The sequence below is a fragment of the Dactylosporangium sp. CA-092794 genome, assembly GCF_050948465.1.
GTDB lineage: Bacteria > Actinomycetota > Actinomycetes > Mycobacteriales > Micromonosporaceae > Dactylosporangium.
Window position 1 is genome coordinate 9,040,437 of record NZ_CP192044.1, and the last position, 19,713, is coordinate 9,060,149.

Sequence of the window (19,713 nt, forward strand, 5' to 3'; positions counted from 1 at the left end):
ACCATGTGGCGACTCGCACTGCGCATGGGCGGGCGGCGGATCGCCGCGCTGTTCGCGATGGCCTGCGCCACGCTCGGCGGTGCCGCGCTGATCACCGGCACGGGCGTGCTGGCCGAGTCGGGGCTGCGCGCGCACGTGCCGGCCGGCCGGCTCGGCGGGGCCGACATCGTGGTCGCCGCCGACCAGGCCTACCACCAGCCGGAGGAGCCGCCGATCGCGCTGCCGGAGCGGGTCCGGGTGCCGGCGGACCTGGCCGGGCGGCTGTCCCGGCTGCCCGGCGTCACCGCGGCGGTGGGCGACGTGAGCTTCCCCGCCGCGGTCCTCGACGGCGCGGGCCGGCCGGTGCCGCTGGGCGACCCGCGGGTCGCCGGGCACGCCTGGTCGTCCACCGCGCTGCTGGACCGGCCGCGGATCGACGGTGCGGCCCCCGCCGCGCCGGACCAGGTCGCGCTGGACGCGGCCGCCGGCGCCCACCCCGGCGACCGGGTGCGGCTGGTCGTGAACGGGGTGCCCGGCACCTACCGGGTCACCGCGGTGGTGAGCGCGCCGGGCGCCGGGATCCTGTTCGCCGACGAAACCGCGCGGAACCGGGCCGGCGCGGTCGACCTGGTCGGGCTGCGGGTCGACGGCGACCCCGGCCCGGTCGCCGACGCGGTCCGCCGGGAGCTGGCCGGCACCGGGCTCGTCGTGGCGACCGGCGCCGGGCGGGGTGACCTCGCGGCCCCGGCCACCGCCGCCGGCCGGTCGGTGCTGCTGCTCGTGTCGAGCTCGCTCGCCGGGATCACGCTGCTCATCGTCGGGTTCATCGTGGCCGGCGCGATGACCGTGTCCATCGGCGGCCAGCGGCGGGAGCTGGCGCTGCTGCGGGCGGTCGGCGCCACCCCGCGGCAGGTGCGCCGGCTGGCCGCGCTGCAGGCGAGCGCGGTCACCGCCGCCGCGCTCGTGCCGGGCGCGGCGCTCGGCTACCTGCTCGCCGACCGGTTCCGGCGGCTGCTGGTGCACTCCGGGCTGCTGCCGGACGCCCTGCCGCCGGCCCGCAGCCCGCTGCCCGCGCTGGCCACGGCCCTGCTGCTGGCCGCCGTGGTGCAGGTGGCCGCCCGGTCCGCGGCCTGGCGCACCTCCCGCCGGCCGGCGACCGAGGCCGTCGCCGAGTCCCGCGCCGAACCGCGCCGCCCGTCGGCCGTCCGCGCCGCCACCGGCCTGCTGCTGATCGCGGCCGGGACCGCGCTGTCCGTGGTACCGCTGATCATGGCGAACCAGGCCGGCGCCGCGGCCACGTCGCTGTCCGGCATCGTCATCGCGATCGGGCTCGCCCTGGCCGGGCCGGACCTGGTCCGGCGGGCCGGCGCGGCGCTCGCCCGGCGGCTGCCCGAGCGCGCCGCCGCGCCGACCTGGCTCGCCGTGTCCAACAGCCACGGGTATGCGATGCGCAGCGCCGGCGCGGTCGCGACCCTCGCCCTCGCCGTCATCTTCGTGCTCACCTACACGCTGACCCAGACCACCGTCATGGCCGCGACGTCCGGGCAGCTGCGCGCCGGCACCCGCGCCCAGCTCAGCGTCAGCGCACCCGGCCTCGGCGGCGTGCCCGACGACGTGCTGCCCGCCCTCGCCGCGCTGCCCGGCGTCCAGGCCGTCGCGCCCGTCGGCACCACCACCGTGCTGTGGCCGTCCGGCCTGCCCGGCGACACCACCGTCACCGACACGACCGCGCTCGTCCTCACCCCGGCCGCACCCGCCGCGCTGGACCTCGGCGTGCGCTCCGGCACGCTCGCCGACCTCACCGGCGACACCATCGCCGTGGCCGACGACAGCGCCGCCGCGCAGCACCTCGCGGTCGGCCGCCCGGCCGAGGTCGTGCTCGGCGACGGTACCCGCGCCACCGCCCGGGTCGTCGCGGTGTACACCCGCGGCCTGGGCTTCGGCCCCGTCGTGCTGTCCCGCGACCTCGCCGCCGGGCACCTCACCACCGAGCTGTCCCCGACCGTGCTCGTCCGCACCGACGGCTCCCCCGCGGCCCGCGCGGCGCTCACCGCCCTCGCCGCGGCCCGGCCCGGCCTGCTGGTCGACGCCACCACCGGGCCGGCCGGGCTCGGCGGTACGCCGCCCCAGGTCTGGATCAACCTGGCCGTCCTCGGCGTCCTGATCGGCTACCTGCTGCTGGGCATCGCGAACAAGCTGATCGCGGCCACCGCCGCCCGCCGCACCGAGCTGGCCGCGCTGCGGCTCATCGGCACCACTCCGCGGCAGATCCGCGCGATGATGCGCCGGGAGGCCGCCCTCGTCACCGTTTACGCGCTCGGCGCCGGCACCGCGCTGGCCACCGTGCCGCTGGTCCTGCTCGGCGTCGCCTTCCTCGGCCGGCCCTGGGCCGCCGGCCCGGCCTGGCTGCTCCCGGCCGTGGCCGCCACGGTCGCCGCGATCGCGTTCCTCGCCACCGAGATCCCGACCCGATACGCGCTGCGCACCCCGCCCGCGCAGGCCATCGCCATCCGGGAATGACCTCACCCGATCGCGCATATCGACTATTCGGAGGCTACGTGCCCGTAACAACCTAGGGGCATACTGCGACGACGGACAGACCGGCAGAGCGGTGGGCTGCAGAATGCTGAAACGAGCGATCCACGTCGGAGCGGTCGCGATCGCCGCCACGGCCGTTATCGCCGGTGCCGGCGCATGCGCGCCGCCCGAGTTCACATACGTCAAGAATTCGGGCGAAAAAACCTATTTCAAGGTACCGCATGATTGGCACCAAATTGACACGGGCGACTTGGACGACGTGCTCAGCGGGACCAATCCCGACTCCGTCGCCGCGGACGTGCGCCAGCAGTTGTGGTGGTCGGTGGCCTACGACGCGTCCGCCGATCCGTCCCCGGAACACCTGCTGACCGGCGCCATCACCGACGAGCCGATCGTCTACGTCCGGATCGCCAAACTGACCGAGAATCAGCAGAACGTGGTCTCCCTCGACGCGCTGCGGGATCTGTTCCTGCCGGTGACCGACGGCGCCCGCCAGGCGACCGCGGGCGCCGTCGGGCTGACCGGTTTCGAGCTGGTCCACGACGAGGTGCTCACCCCGTCCAGCGGGCTGCACGGCGTGCGCGTGGTCTACGACTACGAATTGGCGAACGGCGTGCTGCACACCTTCGACCAGACGGCATTGGTGAACAACGACGGCAGCAAGCTGTACCTGCTGATCATCCGTTGCTCCACGAGCTGCTACCGCGAGCGGGCCGGCGAACTGGACGCGATTGCCAAGTCCTTCACCGTAAGGAGCACCTGATGACCACCCCCGTGTCCACCGAGCCGCTGGAGGGGCTGCGCCCGCCGGACGAGGGTCCCGGCGACCGCGGGCGGGCGACCCGCAAGAAGCTGCCGATCTGGGACCGGGTGAAGTTCCTGCTGCTCTTCGTGGTGGCCTGGTTCGCCCTGGTCTGGACGTCGATGGCGGACGACCCGATCCTGCCCTTCGGCGACGCCCTGCGCATCCAGCTGCGCGACGGCAAGGGCATCGCCCTCATGGTGCTGTTCGGCATCGAGCTGCTGCGCCAGCTGCACTACCTGGTCAGCGAGCATTCCTCGGGGTACCACCGGCTCTGGACCCAGGGCATCTTCGGCGGCGTCGAGCGCTTCACGCACCGGGTGTTCTCCGACTGGACCCGCTTCCGGCTGATCCGCGTGTTCAAGTGGGTGCTGTTCATCGCGGTGGTGGCGGTCGTGCTCGGCTCGCTGCTGAAGACCTCGCCGTGGATGGCGCTGTTCCAGGTCCCGGCCCTGCTGTGGTCGGCGCTGCCGATGTTCCTCCAGGTCGTGTTCATCCTGTTCATCGCGGTCGGGCAGTTCGCGGCGATCTTCTGGTTCCTGTCCCGCGGCGGCGTCGAGGTGTACTACCCCGACGACGTGAAGACCCGGTTCACCGACGTGTGGGGCCAGGACCACGTGCTGGAGCGGGTGAAGGAGAACATCGTCTACCTGGAGCGGCCGGAGGCGATCGAGGCCAAGGGCGGCTACGTGCCCGGCGGCATCCTGCTGTGGGGCCCGCCCGGCACCGGCAAGACGCTGATGGCCGAGGCGGTCGCCGGCGAGACCGGCAAGCCGTATGTCTTCGTCGACCCGGGCGCCTTCATCAACATGTTCTTCGGCGTCGGCGTGCTCAAGGTGAAGTCGCTGTTCCGCAAGCTGCGCAAGCTGGCCCTGCGCTACGGCGGCGTGATCGTGTTCTTCGACGAGGCCGACTCGCTGGGCAACCGGGGCGCGCTGGCCCAGGGCGGCCCGGGCGGGTTCCCGCGCGGCATGTCGCCCGCACCGTTCCAGTCCGACGGCTGCCACGGCTTCTCCTACCTGTCGGACGAGTCCCGCTGGCTGCTCGCCCGGCAGGCGGTGCGGCCCGGTGCCGGCCCGGAGGCCGACGCCGGCAGCCGTCGCAGCAAGGTGGTGTACGGCGCGGGCATGGGCGGCGGCGGTGGCGGCATGGGCACGCTCGAGGCGCTGCTGACCGAGCTGTCCGGCCTGAAGAAGCCGCGCGGCTTCGTCAACCGCTACGTGCGCCGCGCCCTCGGCATGCGGCCGAAGCCGCCGCCGAAGTACCGCATCCTCGTGATGATGGCGACCAACCTGCCCGAGGCGCTGGACGAGGCGCTGCTGCGGCCCGGCCGGATCGACCGCATCTACAAGGTCGGCTACCCGAGCAAGGCCGGGCGGGTGCGCACCTACCAGGGCTACCTCGACAAGGTGAAGCACGCGCTGGACGAGGAGCAGATCGACAAGCTCGCCACGATCACGCCGTACGCGACCGGCGCCACCATCAAGGACATGGTGAACGAGGCGCTGATCACCGCGATCCGCGACGACCGGGACACCATCACCTGGCGGGACATCATCCGCGCCAAGCAGCTCAAGGAGCTCGGCCCGGCGGAGAACGTCGAGTACATCGAGCGCGAGCGGCACGCGGTCGCGGTGCACGAGGCGTGCCACGCGGTGGTCGCCTACCGCACCCGCCACCACATGGAGATCGACATCGCGACGATCGAGAAGGGCAGCGGGTATCTGGGCATGGTCGCCAGCATCCCGCCGGAGGACCAGTTCACCACCTGGCGCAGCCACTACGAGTCGGACATCTACGTCTCGCTCGCCTCGCTCGCCGGCGAGCGGATGTTCTATGACGGCGACAGCTCCTCGGGCGTCTCCGGCGACCTGGAGTCGGCGACCGCGGTGGCGACCAACATGGAGGGCGTCTGGGGTATGGGCTCGACGGTCTCGTCGTATGCCACCTCCAGCCAGCTCGGCGTCGGCACCCCCGGCGGCGGCCCGCCCAAGGGCGAGAAGAACGAGCTGAGCGCGCGCCGCGCGCTGGCCGACCGGATCGAGGACAACCTCGGCGAGATGCTGGAGCGCACCGCGGCGATCCTCAAGGAGAACCGGCGGCTGGTGCTGGCCCTGGCGCACGCGCTGGAGACGCACAAGACGCTCACCGGCGAGGACGTCATCGCGGTGCTGGAGGGCCGGCCGGGCCCGCTCATCGACGGCTCGATCTACGCCGACGACGCGTTCCTCGCCGAGCTGGAGGATTACCACCGGGCCGCGCTCAGCGCCCACCGCGACCACGCCAAGCTCGCGGTGTCGCTGCCTTCGCCGTCCGGCGAGGCGCCGGAGCCGGCCCCGGCGCCCGCGGAGCTCATCGTGGGCCCGTCCGCCTGGAGCCGCCCGGAGCCGATCTCCGGCAACGGCGCGGCGCCGGACAACCACGGCTGACGAGTGACGCCGCGAGCCCGGTCGCATCGACCGGGCTCGCGCATCGACCGGGCTAGCGGGCCGCGACCGGGTCAGGCGAGGTCGAAGCGGTCGAGCTCCATCACCTTGGTCCAGGCCGCGACGAAGTCGGCGACGAACTTGTCGCGGGCGTCCTGGCTGGCGTAGACCTCCGCGAGGGCCCGCAGCTGCGAGTTCGATCCGAAGATGAGGTCGACCGCGGTGGCGGTCCACTTCGGCTGGTCGGTCGCCACGTCGCGGATCTCGTACACGTGCTCCCCGGACTCCGCCGCCTTCCACCGGGTACCCGGCGAGAGCAGGTTGACGAAGAAGTCGTTGGTGAGCACGCCGGGCCGGTCGGTGAGCACGCCGTGCCGGGCGCCGCCGAAGTTGGCGCCGAGGGAGCGCAGGCCGCCGATGAGGGCGGTCATCTCGGGCGCGGTCAGGTCGAGCAGGTAGGCGCGGTCGACGAGGAGTACCTCCGGCTGGGTCTTCTCACCGGGACGCAGGTAGTTGCGGAACGCGTCGGCGCGCGGCTCCAGGACCCGGAACGACTCGACGTCGGTCTGCTCCTGCGTGGCGTCGGTGCGGCCCGGGTGGAACGGCACGGTCACCTCGACGCCGGCGTCGCGCGCCGCCTGCTCGACGGCCGCCGAACCGGCCAGCACGATCAGGTCGGCGAGCGAGATCTTGGCGCCGCCGGCCTCGTTGAACTCCCGCTGGATGCCCTCGAGGACGGGCAGCACCGCCGCCAGCCGCTCCGGCTCATTGACCTCCCAGCCGCGCTGCGGCTCGAGGCGGATCCGGGCGCCGTTGGCGCCGCCGCGCTTGTCGGTGGAGCGGAAGCTCGCGGCGGAGGCCCAGGCGGTGGAGACCAGCTGGGCGGTGGTGAGGCCGGACCGGAGGACCCGCGCCTTCAGGGCGGCGACGTCGGCGTCACCCACGAGCTCGTGGTCGACCGCCGGCACCGGGTCCTGCCACAGCTGGGGCTCGGGAACCCACGGCCCGAGGAAACGGCTGACCGGACCCATGTCGCGGTGCAGCAGCTTGTACCACGCCTTGGCGAAGGCCAGCGCGAACTCGTCGGGGTTGGCCAGGAAGCGGCGCGAGATCCGCTCGTAGGTCGGGTCGACGCGCAGCGACAGGTCGGTCGTGAGCATCGTCGGCCGGTGCTTTCTCGCCTGGTCGTAGGCGTCCGGGATGATCGCCTCGCCGTCCTTGGCGACCCACTGCTTCGCCCCGCCCGGGCTCGTCGTGAGCTCCCACTCGTGGCCGAAGAGGATCTCGAAGAACCGGTGGCTCCACCGCGTCGGCCGGTCGGTCCACGTCACCTCGAGGCCGCTGGTGATCGCGTCGGCGCCCTTGCCGCTGCCGTGGCTGCTCAGCCAGCCGAGGCCCTGCGCCTCCAGCGGTGCGCCCTCGGGCTCCGGGCCCACATGGCCGTCGGCGATGCCGGCGCCGTGGGTCTTGCCGAACGTGTGACCGCCGGCGATGAGGGCGACGGTCTCCTCGTCGTTCATCGCCATCCGGGCGAACGTCTCCCGGATGAAGTGCGCCGCCGCGGCCGGGTCCGCGTTGCCGCGCGGGCCTTCGGGGTTGACGTAGATGAGGCCCATCTCGGTGGCGCCGACGTTGGGCACCATCTGCGTTTCGGACACATAGCGCTCGTCGCCGAGCCAGGCGTCCTCCGGGCCCCAGAAGATCTCCTCGGGCTCCCAGACGTCCGGGCGGCCGAAGCCGAAGCCGAAGGTCTGGAACCCCATCGACTCCAGGGCGACGTTACCGGCGAACACGAGCAGGTCGGCCCACGAGATCTTCTGGCCGTACTTCTGCTTGACCGGCCACAGCAGGCGGCGCGCCTTGTCGAGGTTGGCGTTGTCGGGCCAGCTGTTGAGCGGTGCGAACCGCTGGGCGCCGTCGCCGGCCCCGCCCCGGCCGTCGTGGATGCGGTAGGTGCCCGCCGCGTGCCAGCTCATCCGGATCATCAGGCCGCCGTAGTGACCGAAGTCCGCCGGCCACCAGTCCTGCGAGGTGGTGAGCACCTCGACGATGTCCCGCTTGAGGGCTTCGACGTCGAGCTTGCCGAACTCCTCGGCGTAGCTGAAGCTCAGCCCCAGCGGGTTGCTCTTGGACGAGTGGGCGTGCAGCACCGACAGGTCGAGCTGGTTGGGCCACCAGTCCCGATTGGTGTGCGGCCGCCCGCCGGTCCGCGCGGTCGGGGAGTCGATCGCCGGGTTCTCACTCTCGCTGCCGTGCGCGGTCACGGAGTCCTGCGCGACCGCGAAGCCGGCCGCCGCCTTCTGATCCACGCCCTGCGCACTGGCGGAAACGTTGTCCTGGTTGTCGCTCATCTGCTTCCTTCCGAACTGGTGTATCACTGCGGGCCACCGGTGGTCGCGCACCAGACCGCCCAGCAGCTACCCCTTCGAGTCGGACGTCACACCACGACCATAGGAGCCTTGTTTGGAATAAATCAACTTTACCCTCGACGGCCGACCGCGGCGCCGACTTCCTCCGTTCGTGGCGGGATCGACCGGATGGGCTATCTTGCCGGGCGTGAGCCGCGACGAACTCGACCTCGACTCGATCGAACCCGAGACCGTCGTGCCGCAGGCACCGGCGCGGGCGGCGCTGTGGGCGGCGGGCATCGGCGGGTGTGCGGTGTTCGTGCTGTTCCTGCTGCTCACCTCCGACCTCGTGTTCGGGCGGAGCGTCACCCTGGGGATGCCCGAGCGGATCGGCGACTGGAGCGCCGCCACGTCCGTGTTGCCGGGGGACCCCGGGGACGGGCTGGGGGCCGAGCAGGGCTACGCGGCCGTCTACCTCACCGACGACGGAAACGCGGCGCTGGTGCTGTGGGGCGGGACCGGCGGGCGGATCGGGCCCGCCCGGGCCGCGTCGGTGCTGGCGACGTTGCGGGACGGGACGCTGGTCTTCGTCCCCGGCACGGCCGGGCACGACAAGACCGTCGGGGCCACGGCGGACGCCGATCCGGGCACGCACGGCGGGCTGGCCGCGTGCACGCCGGTGCGCTACGACGAGGAGCGGTACACGGTGTGCGCCTGGACCGGGCGGCAGGCGGCGCTCGGCATGCTGTTCCGGCCCGCCCCGCCGGATCCCGGGACGGCGCTGCGCACCGTGCTCGACGCCGTGGTGCTGGTGTCGTAGCCGCCGGCGGTGCGCTACCGGCCGTCGACGAACGAGGTCTCGAGGGTCAGGCGCTCGGCGGCGGCGAGCCGGACCTCGGGGGTTTCGATGGGGTCGTCGCGCAGGTACGTCAGGCGCCGCTCGAGCTTGCCGTCGAGCGGGACGTGCCGCACCGCGAGCAGGCGCACGTCCGGCTCGCAGTCGAACAGGCCCTCGGAGAGCGCGCCGGCGCAGGCGGCCGGCTCCAGGGCCAGGCGGGCGCGCAGGTAGGCGGCGCGCTCGTAGGAGTGGGGGCTGAACCACAGCGACCTGATCCGCGGCAGGGCCCGTCTGGCCGCGTCGCCGCCGACCCGGGCCAGGCCGTCGACCAGGCGGTCGTAGCCGCACAGGTCGTCCGGCCGGCGGTCGAGCCACTCGAGGCCGGCCAGCAGCGCCGGGCCGTCGGACTCGTCGCCGTGCTCGGCCAGCACGCACAGGCCGCGCCAGTAGGCGCCCGAGGACGGGTCGGTCGCGGCGTGGCGGGCGGCCGGCAGCGCCTCGGCCGAGAGTCCTTCGGGGCAGTCGCCGTCGGGGTCGTCGCAGGCGTCGAGCAGCGCGCCGAGGCCGGCGGGAAGGTCGGCGGCGTCGGGGCCGGCGGCGAGGGCGGCGGCGATGCGCTCGTCGCGGGCCGCCCAGCCGGTCCAGGGCTGGACCGGGGCCAGGTGCACCCGGTCGTCGGCGCAGGCGAGCCGGTCGGCCGCGGCGGGCAGCAGGTCGTCCCACCAGTTGGCGGGCCAGCCGTGCGCCACGGTGTCGAGCGCTTCGCGCCAGTAGGGGCCGATTTCGACGTACCGCCGCAAACTCTCGATGATCCCGTCGGACCCGGCCCGGCCGAGCGCCTCCGCGACCCGCAGCACGTGGGTGAACTCGCCGTGCTCGTCGGAGGCGGTGAAGAGCCGGGCGACGATCGGGCCGGTCGGCAGCTTCAGGTCGCGGACCAGCCGCGCGAGGTAGACCGCGCGGTCGTCCAGCGCGAGCCAGCGATGGTCGCGGCGGATGCATGCGTACACCAGCTCGGGCGCCGCCGGGTCGGACCGCGCGCCCACGGCGCCCCGGCCGAGGCCGCGCTGCAGCGCGCCGGCCCGGGTGCGGGTGGGCAGGTAGTGCCAGTCGTCGTCGAGGCTCATGGCGATGCAGTCTGCGGGGTTTGCGGGCCGCGCGCCGCCGAATTCCGGGCCGGAAAGGGCTTGACAGGGGGGCCGGACACGGCACGACGCCGGTCAGCGGCCTGGCCGCCGACCGGCGTCGTGAGCGCGATCTCACCGCCCCGAGAGGAAATGGTCACGCGCTGGCGTCGTTGATCTCGTTGTCGTGGCCGAAGCCGGAGCCGAGGAAGTCCTCGAACCGGGCGGTGATGCTCTCCAGGCCCGAGCTCAGGCTCTCGACGCCGAAGCTCTGGTGGCCCGACTCGATCACGCCGGCGTGCAGGCCCTCCGAGGCGTGGTCCGCCTCGCCGAAGCCGGCCTGGCCGTCGCTCTCCGAGCCGTAGGCGGCGAAGGTGTGCTCGTCCTCGATCTCGGTGTGCTCGTAGTGCGTGTACTCCGTGACCTCGTAGTGGTTGCCGGCCGCGTCGGTGTACTCAATGTGCTTGAGCTGCTCGAACTCCTCGTGCTCGACGCTGTGGTGGTCCTGCTCGAGGATGCCGTACTGCGACTGGTGGTCCAGCTCCGCGCCCTGGTCCTCGTGCACGGCCTCCAGGGAGGCGTGCTCCTGGCCGGCGTCGAAATCGCCGTACTCGCTCATCGGGGTGTTCCTCTCGGGTGCATGTCAGCGTGGGGGGTGGTGCTGCATTCACGGTACGGGCAGCCGCAATGCACCAAATCCCGGAAACGTGCCACGCGGCTATCGGAGGATCGGGCTCAATATGCGGTCACCGGCGCACCAGTATGGGTTATTTGCACCAGGTGCGTCACGCACTCCTCGCCCTCCAGCCGGTGCAGCAGGAAGCCGGCCGGCTCGGCCACGAAGCTCACCGGGCGGCCCTCGCGCAGCCCCAGGTCGACCTGCCGGTACGTGCTCGGCGCGACGCTGAGCACGGTGCCGGCGAACCCGGCGGTGACCACCCGGTGCAGGTGGCCGGCGAGCACGCGCACGACGTGCGGGTGCCGGCGCACCACCTCGGCCAGGCCCGGCCCGTCGACCAGCCGGATGGTGTCCATGCCCGGGACGCCGACCCGGACCGGCGGATGATGCAGGCAGACGAAGGCGGGCACCCCCGTCCGCCGCCCGAGCGCCTCGTCGAGCCAGACGAGTTGCTCGTCGCCGAGGAGGCCGGCGTCGCCGAGCTCGGGGCGCAGCGAGTCGAGCACGACGACGGTGAACCGGTCGTACTCCGCCGCGTAGGAGGTCTCGGCCAGCCCGAACGCCTGCTGGAGCGCGGCCTTGCCGTCGTGGTTGCCGGGCACCAGGTGCACCGGCACGGGGTAGCGCCGCAGCAGGTCGCGCAGGACGTCGTACTCCCCCTCGCGGCCCCGGTCGACCAGGTCGCCGGTGATGACCACGCAGTCGGGCACCGGCTCCAGCGCGAGCACGCGGGTGAGGGCCCGGTAGAGCCCGGCGGCCGGCTCGGCGGCTAACGGCCCGGTGGTGATATGTGGATCGCTGAGGTGCGCGATGAGCGGCATGCCGCCAATTCTCCGCGCGTCTCCACCTCCGCCGCCCGAGACCTCAACGAGACGCCCGACGCGGTTCGCACGGTTCGCGGCCGCGTCGCCGGCTTGGCCATGATCGCGCCCGGCCCGCACCCCCGCACCCGCCGCGCGCGGGGCGCGGGGCGCGCGCGGGGCGCGGGCGCGGGCGCGGGCGCGGGCGCGGGCGCGGGGCGCGGGCGCGGGGCGCGGGCGCGGGGCGCGGGGCGCGGGGCGCGGGGCGCGGGGGCGGCGGAGCGACCGGAAGTCTCCGCGATCATGCCGCACCACCGCCGACACCAACGGTTTTTCATGATCACGGAGCGCTGATGTACACCCGTGTACCGAAAGTCTCCGGGATCATGGCAAACCCGTGGTGCGACCACCGCGGACATCATGATCACGGAGAGATTCACCCGCCGCGGGCGCGGCGTGCTCGCCCGGGTTCGCGCGAGGTGCGGCAGAGGGTCGCCGGTGCGCTGCGGTATTGGGGCACCGCCACCGGAGGCGGACAAATCGGGCGCATGCTCGGCCACCTGCGACGGCCGGCTGCGGCCGGCGTCGGCGTCCGCGTCGGCATCGGGGTCGGCGTCCGCGGCTGGCGTCCGCGTCCGCGGCTGCAGCCGGCGACGGCATCGGGGGCGACGACGACGACGACCACGACGACGACGACCGCGACGACCACGACCACGACCACGACCACGACGACGACGACCGCGACCGCGACCGCGACGCAGCAAAAGGGGCGGGACGGCTCCAGGGGTGTGCCGTCCCGCCCAGCTTCACTCCGGTAAGTCCAGACACTCCGTGTCCGGACTTACCGGATTTATCATCATTTACCGGCGCCCGCCCCGATCGGCTGGTCGGCGGACTCGGCGGCCTTCGCGGTCGACAGGTCGAGCGTGCTGCGCAGCGTCGCCGGGCGCATGAACACCGCGGCGATCACGCCGACCACCGCGATCGCGGCCGAGATGAGGAAGATGTGGCCGGTGGCGTCGCCGTAGGCGGCGCGCACGATGTGCTGCATCGCCTCGGGCAGCGCGCTGAGGTTGAGGTTGCTGGTCTGCTCGCCGCCCGCCGGCGCCTGGATGCCGGCCGCCGCGAGCGAGTCCGTGATGTTGGTCGTGACCCGCCGGGCCAGCACCGCGCCGAGCACCGACACGCCGATCGTGCCGCCCAGCGAGCGGAAGAACGCCACCGTCGAGCTGGCCGCGCCGATGTCCTTGAGCGGCACCGTGTTCTGCACCGCCAGCACCAGGTTCTGCATCGACATGCCCACGCCGACGCCGACCAGCAGCATGCCCGCGCCGACGTACACCAGCGAGGTCTCGTGGTCGACCGTCGCCAGTGCGGCGAAGCCCGCGACGAGCACGATCGTTCCGGTGAGGATGTACGGCTTGATCTTGCCCGTCCTGGTGATCAGCCGGCCGACCACGATCGAGCTGACCAGCACGCCCGCCATCAGCGGGATCGTGAGCAGGCCGGCCTGGGTGGGCGTGTAGCCGCGGCCGATCTGGAAGTACTGACCGAGGAAGACGGCACCGCCGAACATCGCCATGCCCACGGCCAGGCTGGCCAGGATGGACAGCGCGGTCGTGCGCCGGGCGAGGATGGGCAGCGGCACCACCGGCTCGGCGGCGCGGGACTCGACCCACACGGCGATCGCGAGCAGCAGCAGCCCGCCGATCACCATGACCGCGGTCTGCCAGGACAGCCACGCGAAGGTGTTGTCGACGAACGACACCCAGATGAGCAGCACGCTCACGCCGGCCGCGATGAGCCCCGCGCCCGCGTAGTCGATCTTCACGTTGTCACGCCGGATGGTGGCCACGTGCAGGGTGCGCTGGAGCACGATCAGGGCGAGGATCGCCACCGGTACCCCCACGAAGAAACACCAGCGCCAGCCCAGCCACGACGTGTCGACGATCAGGCCGCCCAGCAGCGGGCCGCCGACGGTGGCCACGGCCATGACGCCGCCGAGGTAGCCGTTGTAACGGCCGCGCTCCCGCGGCGGGATCATCGCCGCGATCACGACCTGGACCAACGCCTGCAGGCCGCCGACGCCGATGCCCTGGAAGGCGCGGGCCGCGATGAGCTCGCCGGTGTTCTGCGCCAGGCCGCTGATCATCGAGCCCAGGACGAAGATGACGATCGAGGCCTGGACCAGGATCTTCTTGCTGTACAGGTCGGCCAGCTTGCCCCAGATCGGCGTCGTCGCGGTCGCGGCGAGCAGGGTGGCGGTGACGACCCAGGTGTACTGCGTCTGCGTGCCGTTGAGCGCGCCGATGATCTTCGGCAGCGCCGTCGAGACGATCGTGGAGCTGACCATCGCGACGAACAGCGCGAGCAGCAGCCCGCTGAGCGCCTCCAGGACTTGCCGATGCGTCATCGGCTCCTCGTCGGTTTGCGTCTGACTCATCGTGTTGCCTCCATGGTGGTGCGATCCATTTCCGCGCTCCGCGCGAGGGATTCCGCGAAGCGGCGAAGCATTTGGCAGAAGAGCTGGACCTCGGCGGCGCTCCAGTCGCGCAGCGCGGCGCCGAGCAGTGCGGTGTAGCAGTCGTTGGTCCGCCGCATCGCGTCCCGCCCGGCGTCGGTGAGCTCGAGGAAGCTGGCCCGGCCGTCGCGCGGGTCGGCGACCCGGCGCACGAGCCCGTCGTGCACGAACGCGCTGACCGCCCGGCTGGTCGTCGACTGGTCCAGCCCGCAGCTGACGGCGAGCTCCTTGAGGTGGCAGCCGCCGGCTAGGCGCTCGATGACGGCCAGCATGCCCGCGACGCCGGGCGCGAGCATGCCGTTGCCCGCCTGGTGATGCTGTTTCACCAGGCGTACGACCTTCATGAACTCGCGCACCTCGTCACGCAGCGCGTCGACGTGCTCCACCGGGCCCTCCCGAATACTTGCCTGCTACAAGCATCCAAAAAACTTGCCCAACGCGCAAGTTTGCCCAATGAGAATTAGGTAACATCGAGGCGTGCGGCCGGGCCTGCGAGAGCGCAAGAAGACCGCCACGCGGCAGGCCCTGCACGAGGCCGCCGTGGCGCTGTCGATCGAGCACGGCCTGGACAAGGTCACCGTGGAGGCGATCGCCGACGCGGCCGAGGTCTCCCGGCGCACGTTCTCCAACTACTTCGCCAGCAAGGAAGAGGCCCTGCTCTACGGCGACCAGGTGCGCATGCACATGCTGGTCGACGCGATCCGGGAGCGCCCGGCCGCCGAGGCGCCGTGGGCCGCCCTGACCGGCGCGGCGCTCGGCCTGCAGCACGTCCTCGGCGCCCGCGACCCGCGCTGGGTGGCCCAGGTGCGCCTGGTCCGCCGGCACCCGGCCCTGGCCGCGCAGCAGGTGTCGACCTATGCCGCGATGGAGAACGAGGTGGCCGCCGCGATCGCCGCCCGCGCCGAGTGGTCGGCGACCTGCCCGCTGCGCACCCGGCTGATGGCCGCGGCCTTCCTGGTCGCGATGCGGGTCGCGGTGCAGGAGTGGCTGGACCGCCCGTCCGGCACGGCACTGCCCGACGTGATGCGCGAGGCCCTGGACGAGATCGGCGCCGCCTTCCGCTGACCGGCGGATCAGCCGCGCGGCAGCGGGGTGCCCGGGCGGGCGCGCAGGCCGTCGAGGATGACCACCAGCGCGCGCTCCAGCATCCGCTCGGCCACGGCGTCGCTGTCGCCGGGCAACCGGTGCAGCAGCAGCGAGAGGAGCACGGCCACATCGTCGGGCCCGACATCGCCGCGCAGCGCGCCCTCGTCCTGCGCCCGCCGCACGATGTCGGTGAGCACCGCCATCATGTCGTCGCGGAACTGCCGGACCTGCGGCTCCCCGACGATCCGGGTCCAGCCGGGCGGGGACGCCATCGCGAGCCGGACGCTGAGCCGCATCTCCCGGGAGCGGCCCATGAACCGCACCAGCGCGTCCCACGCGGTGGGCTCCTCGGCGCTGCCGGCCCGGGCGTCGGCCAGCACGGCGGCGAGGGATTCCTCGATCACCGCCTTGAGCAGCGCGTCACGGTCGGGGAACCGCCGGTAGAGCGTGCCGACGCCGACCCCGGCGCGCCGGGCGATCTCGTCCATCGGCACGTCGGGGCCCAGCTCGGCGAACACGGCCTTGGCCGCGGCCATGATCTGGTCGCGATTGCGGCGCGCGTCGGCCCGTAATCGCGGCGTCGAATCTGCCGTCATGCGCGAATTCTCGCATCCCGCCGCGCGTGGACGGGCCGACAACACCTGGGGTACGGTCGATGCCAACCGGAGGATTTTCGTCCACATAGATCGGTAAGGTGATCATGATGGCATCCCCGCTCCCCGTCCAGCGCACCTGTCCCTTCGCGCCCCCGGCCGAGCACGTCCGGCTCAGCCAGGAGGAGCCCGTCGCCCGGGTGGAGCTGCCCAGCGGCTCGACCGCGTGGGCGCTGACCCGGCTCGACGACGTCCGCGCGATGCTGTCCGACCCCCGGTTCAGCTCCGATCGATGGCACCCGGGCTTCCCGCTGCTGTTCGCGGGCCGGCCGCGGCCCAACGGCGTCGGGCGCTCGCTGATCGCGATGGACCCGCCCGAGCACGGCCCCGCCCGGCGCAAGGTGGTGGGCGAGTTCACGGTGAAGCGGATCGCCGCCCTGCGCCCGCGCGTCCAGCAGATCGTCGACGAGCACATCGACGCGCTGCTCGCCGGCCCGTCCCCGGCCGACCTGGTCCGGGCGCTGTCCCTGCCGGTGCCGTCGCTGGTCATCTGCGAGCTGCTCGGCGTGCCCTATGCCGACCACGAGTTCTTCCAGCAGCACACGGCCAACCTGCTGCGCGCCACGACGCCGGCGGAGGAGCGGGACCGGTCGATCGGGGAGATCAAGTCGTACATCAGCGCTCTGGTGGACGAGAAGGCCGCGACGCCCGGCGACGACCTGCTGAGCCGGCAGATCGCGCTGGCGGGCGAGTGGGGGCCGCAGGCCCGCGAGGACGTGATCAGCCTGGGCATCCTGCTGCTCATCGCCGGGCACGAGACCACCGCGAACATGATCTCCCTCGGCGTCATGACGCTGCTGGAGCACCCGGACCAGCTGGCCGCACTGCGCGCCGACCCGCAGGTCACCCCGCGCGCGGTCGAGGAGCTGCTGCGGTATTTCACCATCGCCGAGTTCGCCACCTCCCGCGTCGCCATCCAGGACGTCGAGATCGGCGGGACCCTCATCCAGGCCGGCGAGGGCGTCGTGACGCTGGGCAACACGGCGAACCGGGACCCGGCCGCCTTCGACCACGGCGACGAGCTCGACTTCGAGCGCGGGGCGCGCCACCACGTGGCGTTCGGCTTCGGCGCGCACCAGTGCCTCGGGCAGAACCTGGCCCGGCTGGAGCTGCAGATCGTGTTCGACACGCTGTTCCGCCGGGTGCCGGGGCTGCGGCTGGCGGCCCCGGTCGACGACCTGCCGTTCAAGGACGACGCGATCCTCTACGGGCTCTACGAGCTGCCGGTGGCCTGGGACCCGGCCGAGCGGTAGGACGCCCGATGCGCATCGTCGCGGACACCAGCCGCTGCGTCGGCGCCGGCCAGTGCGTGCTGACCGACCCGGCCACCTTCGACCAGAACGACGACGACGGCACCGTCCTCATCCTGCGCGAGCGGCCCGAGGACGAGCAGACCTCGCAGCTGTTGCGGGAGGCCGTCCACGTCTGCCCGAGCCGCGCACTGTCCATCGTGGACTGACGGCGGTCAGTGCGGCGCGTGGGTGCGGCGCAGCCGGATCCAGCGGAAGCCGTAGCCGTCCAGTTCCAGGTCGTTCAGGTCCAGATGGGGGTACTCCCGGTCGCTGAACACCTCGACCGGTTCGTCGTCCGCGTCGGGCTGCTCCGGCAGGCCGACCCGGGCGGGCCGGTCGGCGAGGTTGTCCAGGAAGACCAGCGATCCGCTGGGCGCCTCGGCCCGGTGCGCGAGCACGTGCGCCGGCTCGACCGGGATCACGCCGTGGTGCCCGATGCCGATCTCGCCGCACTCGCGCCGGGTGTGCAGCATCATCGGGGTGCGGATCGCGTCGCGCTCCGGCAGCCGCAGGTCCTCGCCCATGCCGATCTCGTCGCCGTACCGCAGCACCGGCGTGCCGGGCATGGTGAACTGCAGGCTGTAGGCCATGCGCAGGCGGCGGTGGCCGCCGTTGAGCATCGTGGCCAGCCGGCGGCGGATGCCCCGCCCGTAGAGCTGCTGGCGGCGTTGCGGGCCGAAGGCGGCGAAGACCTCCTGCCGCTCCGCCTCGGACAGCTGCGACAGGTCGACCTCGTCGTGGTTGCGCAGGAAGACCGCCCACTGCCCGTGCCGGGGCAGCGGCGGCAGCGTTGCGAGGGCCCGGCCGACCGGTTCCGGGTCCTCGCGGGCCAGGGACAACAGCAGCGCCTCGTTGAGCCGGAACGCGAACATCATCTGCAGCCGGTTCGCCGCCCCGTCGGCGTCGCCGAAGAACTGGACCAGGTCGTCGTTGGGCACGTTGGCCTCGGCCAGGAAGACCGCGTCGCCGCGCCGCCACGACATGCGCTCGCGCAGCTCGGCGAAGTCCCCGAGGCTGCCCAGCGCCGGGTCGATACCGTAATGGTCGGTGACGTCGTAGCCGCCGTCGCGCCACGGGCTGGGTGGATCGGGCTCAGCCACAGCGTGGTCACGCCGAGCCGGCCGAGGGAGTCGATGCGGCTGATCAGCCCCCGCAGGTCGCCGATCCCGTCACCGCCGGAGTCCTGGAACGCGCGCACGTCGAAGCTGTAGATCACGCCGTTGCGGTACCAACGCTCCGCCAACCCCTGGACTCCTCCCCAGACCGCTGCCGCTGGGAAGAAGCGTCTCCAGGCCCCCGCGGTGTTACACGTGGGCCCGGCGATTCGTTCGGATGATCAGCGGTGCTTCGCCACCAGCGGCAGCGCGGCGCGGTCCGGGTTGACGTGCAGGACGCTGAACGTGATCGGCGAGTCGTCCAGCCAGCGCACCGACAGGCGGTGGGTCTCGCGGGTGGCGGGGAAGAGCATCTTGCCGGTGGCGACGACGGGCAGGCCCAGCCTGGCGGGCTGGATGCCGCGGGTCTTGACGTTGCCGCCGACGACGTTGATGAGCTCGCCCATGGCGTCGGTGACGTCCTGGTCGGTGATCTCGCCCGGCTCGATGGCCAGCATGATGGCGGTGATGTCGGCGGCCGCGGCGGGCGGCACGAGCACGCGGACGTGCCCCTCCCAGGCGCCGGTGATCGAGACGGCGGCGATCACCGCCCGCGGGTCCGTGGCTTCCGCGGAGTCGGCCGGGGCGGCCCCGGGCTGCTGCAGGTAGGCGTCCCAGACCTCGTTCACGATCTCGATGAGGTCCCGGTCGACCAGCCCGGACTCTGCGGTGGAAACGTCCGCCATGGCGGCTCCCGACGGTTGCGCGCGGCACCGCCGACCGGTGCCCCTCTCCCCCGCATGGTGCCAGCCGAAGGTTTCAGTACGACCGGATTGGCGGTTTTGGCCGGGTCGGTACGAGTTCAGCCGCCAGCGGAATGCCAGACCGCCGGTTCTGGCCTAAGTTCGGCTCATGCGCTCACGCTACGACCGGCGCCCCGACGACGACCCACCCCTGCCGCCGGCGCCACACGCCCCCTGGCTCGACGAGCAGCTGTTCGGCCGCCGCATGGTGTTCCTGCGCGGCCCGATCGAGCCCGAGATGGCCTCCCGCGCCGCGGCCACGCTGCTCGCCCTCGACGCGTCCGGCCCGGACCCGGTCAGCGTGCACATGAGCGCCGAGCAGGGCACGCTCGCCGCGGTGTGGACCCTGGTCGACGCGATCGACGCCATGCAGGCCCCGGTCCACGCCACCGCCGTCGGCGAGGTGAGCGCCGCCGCCCTGGGCGTGTTCTGCGCGGCGAGCCAGCGCTCGGCCTTCGCCCACGCCCGGTTCCGCCTGTCCGAGCCGAAGGTTTCCTCCCCGGGCGGCACGGCCGACCAGGTCGTCGCCGAGGCCGGCCGCTACCTGCGCGACCTGGAGGACCTGATCCTGCGCATCGCCGCCGCCACCGGCCAGCCCCGCTCCCGCGTGGAGGACGACCTCCAGTCGGGCCGCACCCTCACCGCCGAGGAAGCCATCGAATACGGCCTGATCACCTCGATCGTCAAACGCTGATCCTGCCTGTGCAGGGCGGCCCGCAAGTCCGTGTGG

17 protein-coding genes and 1 pseudogene are annotated in these 19,713 nt (G+C 72.8%); 8 read left to right on the forward strand and 10 right to left on the reverse strand.

The window, feature by feature from the left end; translation table 11 throughout:
* The first annotated feature begins 3 nt into the window (after positions 1–3).
* The 3 genes from ACQPXD_RS38730 to ACQPXD_RS38740 all read left to right on the forward strand — a co-directional run bounded on the left by ACQPXD_RS38730 (position 4) and on the right by ACQPXD_RS38740 (position 5,748).
* A complete protein-coding gene (locus tag ACQPXD_RS38730) occupies positions 4–2,499 on the forward strand; it encodes an FtsX-like permease family protein (RefSeq protein WP_432827017.1) in 2,496 nt (831 codons plus the stop codon).
* A gap of 268 nt (positions 2,500–2,767) precedes the next feature.
* Positions 2,768–3,280: a hypothetical protein gene (locus ACQPXD_RS38735; RefSeq protein ID WP_432827019.1), complete on the forward strand. Its 513-nt coding sequence runs from the start codon at positions 2,768–2,770 to the stop codon at positions 3,278–3,280.
* Positions 3,280–5,748 (forward strand): AAA family ATPase, encoded by a 2,469-nt coding sequence (locus ACQPXD_RS38740; protein WP_432827021.1) that lies wholly within the window; start codon positions 3,280–3,282, stop codon positions 5,746–5,748. The genes ACQPXD_RS38735 and ACQPXD_RS38740 overlap by 1 nt, the downstream gene beginning before the upstream one ends.
* A gap of 71 nt (positions 5,749–5,819) precedes the next feature.
* Here the strand turns inward: ACQPXD_RS38740 and katG are convergent, their stop codons facing one another.
* On the reverse strand, positions 5,820–8,096 hold the full coding sequence (gene katG, locus ACQPXD_RS38745; protein WP_432827023.1) for a catalase/peroxidase HPI: 2,277 nt from the start codon (positions 8,094–8,096) through the stop codon (positions 5,820–5,822).
* A gap of 205 nt (positions 8,097–8,301) precedes the next feature.
* Between katG and ACQPXD_RS38750 the strand changes: the two genes are divergently transcribed.
* Positions 8,302–8,913, forward strand: coding sequence for a hypothetical protein (locus tag ACQPXD_RS38750; protein WP_432827025.1), 612 nt, complete (start codon positions 8,302–8,304; stop codon positions 8,911–8,913).
* Between the two features lie 14 nt (positions 8,914–8,927).
* Here ACQPXD_RS38750 and ACQPXD_RS38755 read toward each other — a convergent pair whose 3' ends face one another.
* The 5 genes from ACQPXD_RS38755 to ACQPXD_RS38775 all read right to left on the reverse strand — a co-directional run bounded on the left by ACQPXD_RS38755 (position 8,928) and on the right by ACQPXD_RS38775 (position 14,441).
* On the reverse strand, positions 8,928–10,058 hold the full coding sequence (locus ACQPXD_RS38755) for a hypothetical protein (protein WP_432827027.1): 1,131 nt from the start codon (positions 10,056–10,058) through the stop codon (positions 8,928–8,930).
* A 154-nt stretch (positions 10,059–10,212) separates the two neighbouring features.
* A complete protein-coding gene (locus ACQPXD_RS38760; protein ID WP_432827029.1) occupies positions 10,213–10,674 on the reverse strand; it encodes a hypothetical protein in 462 nt (153 codons plus the stop codon).
* Between the two features lie 116 nt (positions 10,675–10,790).
* The gene (locus ACQPXD_RS38765) at positions 10,791–11,555 is read right to left on the reverse strand and encodes a phosphodiesterase (RefSeq protein ID WP_432827031.1); all 765 of its coding nucleotides are present in this window, start codon (positions 11,553–11,555) and stop codon (positions 10,791–10,793) included.
* Between the two features lie 835 nt (positions 11,556–12,390).
* Positions 12,391–13,977: an MDR family MFS transporter gene (locus ACQPXD_RS38770; protein WP_432827033.1), complete on the reverse strand. Its 1,587-nt coding sequence runs from the start codon at positions 13,975–13,977 to the stop codon at positions 12,391–12,393.
* Complete coding sequence (locus ACQPXD_RS38775; protein ID WP_432827035.1) at positions 13,974–14,441, reverse strand: MarR family winged helix-turn-helix transcriptional regulator; 468 nt, start codon at positions 14,439–14,441, stop codon at positions 13,974–13,976. The genes ACQPXD_RS38770 and ACQPXD_RS38775 overlap by 4 nt, the downstream gene beginning before the upstream one ends.
* 91 nt (positions 14,442–14,532) lie before the next feature.
* Between ACQPXD_RS38775 and ACQPXD_RS38780 the strand changes: the two genes are divergently transcribed.
* Positions 14,533–15,120, forward strand: a complete 588-nt coding sequence (locus ACQPXD_RS38780; RefSeq protein WP_432827037.1) for a TetR/AcrR family transcriptional regulator — start codon at positions 14,533–14,535, stop codon at positions 15,118–15,120.
* 8 nt (positions 15,121–15,128) lie between these two features.
* Here the strand turns inward: ACQPXD_RS38780 and ACQPXD_RS38785 are convergent, their stop codons facing one another.
* Entirely contained in the window at positions 15,129–15,737 is a 609-nt protein-coding gene (locus ACQPXD_RS38785; RefSeq protein ID WP_432827039.1) for a TetR/AcrR family transcriptional regulator, read from the reverse strand.
* 104 nt (positions 15,738–15,841) lie between these two features.
* On the opposite strand from ACQPXD_RS38785, the gene ACQPXD_RS38790 reads away from it, so the two are divergent.
* Together ACQPXD_RS38790 and ACQPXD_RS38795 are read left to right on the forward strand one after the other, a co-directional pair.
* The gene (locus ACQPXD_RS38790) at positions 15,842–17,047 is read left to right on the forward strand and encodes a cytochrome P450 (protein ID WP_432827041.1); all 1,206 of its coding nucleotides are present in this window, start codon (positions 15,842–15,844) and stop codon (positions 17,045–17,047) included.
* A gap of 8 nt (positions 17,048–17,055) precedes the next feature.
* Positions 17,056–17,253: a ferredoxin gene (locus ACQPXD_RS38795; RefSeq protein WP_432827043.1), complete on the forward strand. Its 198-nt coding sequence runs from the start codon at positions 17,056–17,058 to the stop codon at positions 17,251–17,253.
* Positions 17,254–17,259: 6 nt separating this feature from the next.
* On the opposite strand, the gene ACQPXD_RS38800 is transcribed toward ACQPXD_RS38795, so the two are convergent.
* The 3 genes and pseudogenes from ACQPXD_RS38800 to ACQPXD_RS38810 form a co-directional block, all read right to left on the reverse strand.
* Positions 17,260–18,186 carry a hypothetical protein gene (locus ACQPXD_RS38800; protein WP_432844370.1) on the reverse strand — a complete coding sequence of 309 codons (927 nt, stop codon included), beginning with the start codon at positions 18,184–18,186 and terminating at the stop codon, positions 17,260–17,262.
* Positions 18,187–18,203: 17 nt separating this feature from the next.
* Positions 18,204–18,302, reverse strand: a pseudogene (locus ACQPXD_RS38805) (hypothetical protein); the annotation flags it as partial.
* A 120-nt stretch (positions 18,303–18,422) separates the two neighbouring features.
* On the reverse strand, positions 18,423–18,926 hold the full coding sequence (locus tag ACQPXD_RS38810; protein WP_432827045.1) for a chemotaxis protein CheX: 504 nt from the start codon (positions 18,924–18,926) through the stop codon (positions 18,423–18,425).
* 166 nt (positions 18,927–19,092) lie between these two features.
* Here ACQPXD_RS38810 and ACQPXD_RS38815 point away from each other — a divergent pair, with 166 nt between their 5' ends.
* Complete coding sequence (locus tag ACQPXD_RS38815) at positions 19,093–19,677, forward strand: ATP-dependent Clp protease proteolytic subunit (protein ID WP_432827047.1); 585 nt, start codon at positions 19,093–19,095, stop codon at positions 19,675–19,677.
* The last annotated feature ends 36 nt before the right edge of the window (positions 19,678–19,713 follow it).

Excerpts from the sequence above, each read along its gene's own strand:
- katG (WP_432827023.1), bottom strand. The coding sequence starts at position 8,096 with ATGAGCGACAACCAGGACAACGTTTCCGCCAGTGCGCAGGGCGTGGAT.
- ACQPXD_RS38760 (WP_432827029.1), bottom strand. The coding sequence starts at position 10,674 with ATGAGCGAGTACGGCGATTTCGACGCCGGCCAGGAGCACGCCTCCCTG.
- ACQPXD_RS38730 (WP_432827017.1), top strand. The coding sequence starts at position 4 with ATGTGGCGACTCGCACTGCGCATGGGCGGGCGGCGGATCGCCGCGCTG.
- ACQPXD_RS38785 (WP_432827039.1), bottom strand. The coding sequence starts at position 15,737 with ATGACGGCAGATTCGACGCCGCGATTACGGGCCGACGCGCGCCGCAAT.
- ACQPXD_RS38815 (WP_432827047.1), top strand. The coding sequence starts at position 19,093 with ATGCGCTCACGCTACGACCGGCGCCCCGACGACGACCCACCCCTGCCG.
- ACQPXD_RS38740 (WP_432827021.1), top strand. The coding sequence starts at position 3,280 with ATGACCACCCCCGTGTCCACCGAGCCGCTGGAGGGGCTGCGCCCGCCG.
- ACQPXD_RS38790 (WP_432827041.1), top strand. The coding sequence starts at position 15,842 with ATGATGGCATCCCCGCTCCCCGTCCAGCGCACCTGTCCCTTCGCGCCC.
- ACQPXD_RS38755 (WP_432827027.1), bottom strand. The coding sequence starts at position 10,058 with ATGAGCCTCGACGACGACTGGCACTACCTGCCCACCCGCACCCGGGCC.
- ACQPXD_RS38795 (WP_432827043.1), top strand. The coding sequence starts at position 17,056 with ATGCGCATCGTCGCGGACACCAGCCGCTGCGTCGGCGCCGGCCAGTGC.
- ACQPXD_RS38770 (WP_432827033.1), bottom strand. The coding sequence starts at position 13,977 with ATGAGTCAGACGCAAACCGACGAGGAGCCGATGACGCATCGGCAAGTC.
- ACQPXD_RS38810 (WP_432827045.1), bottom strand. The coding sequence starts at position 18,926 with ATGGCGGACGTTTCCACCGCAGAGTCCGGGCTGGTCGACCGGGACCTC.
- ACQPXD_RS38765 (WP_432827031.1), bottom strand. The coding sequence starts at position 11,555 with ATGCCGCTCATCGCGCACCTCAGCGATCCACATATCACCACCGGGCCG.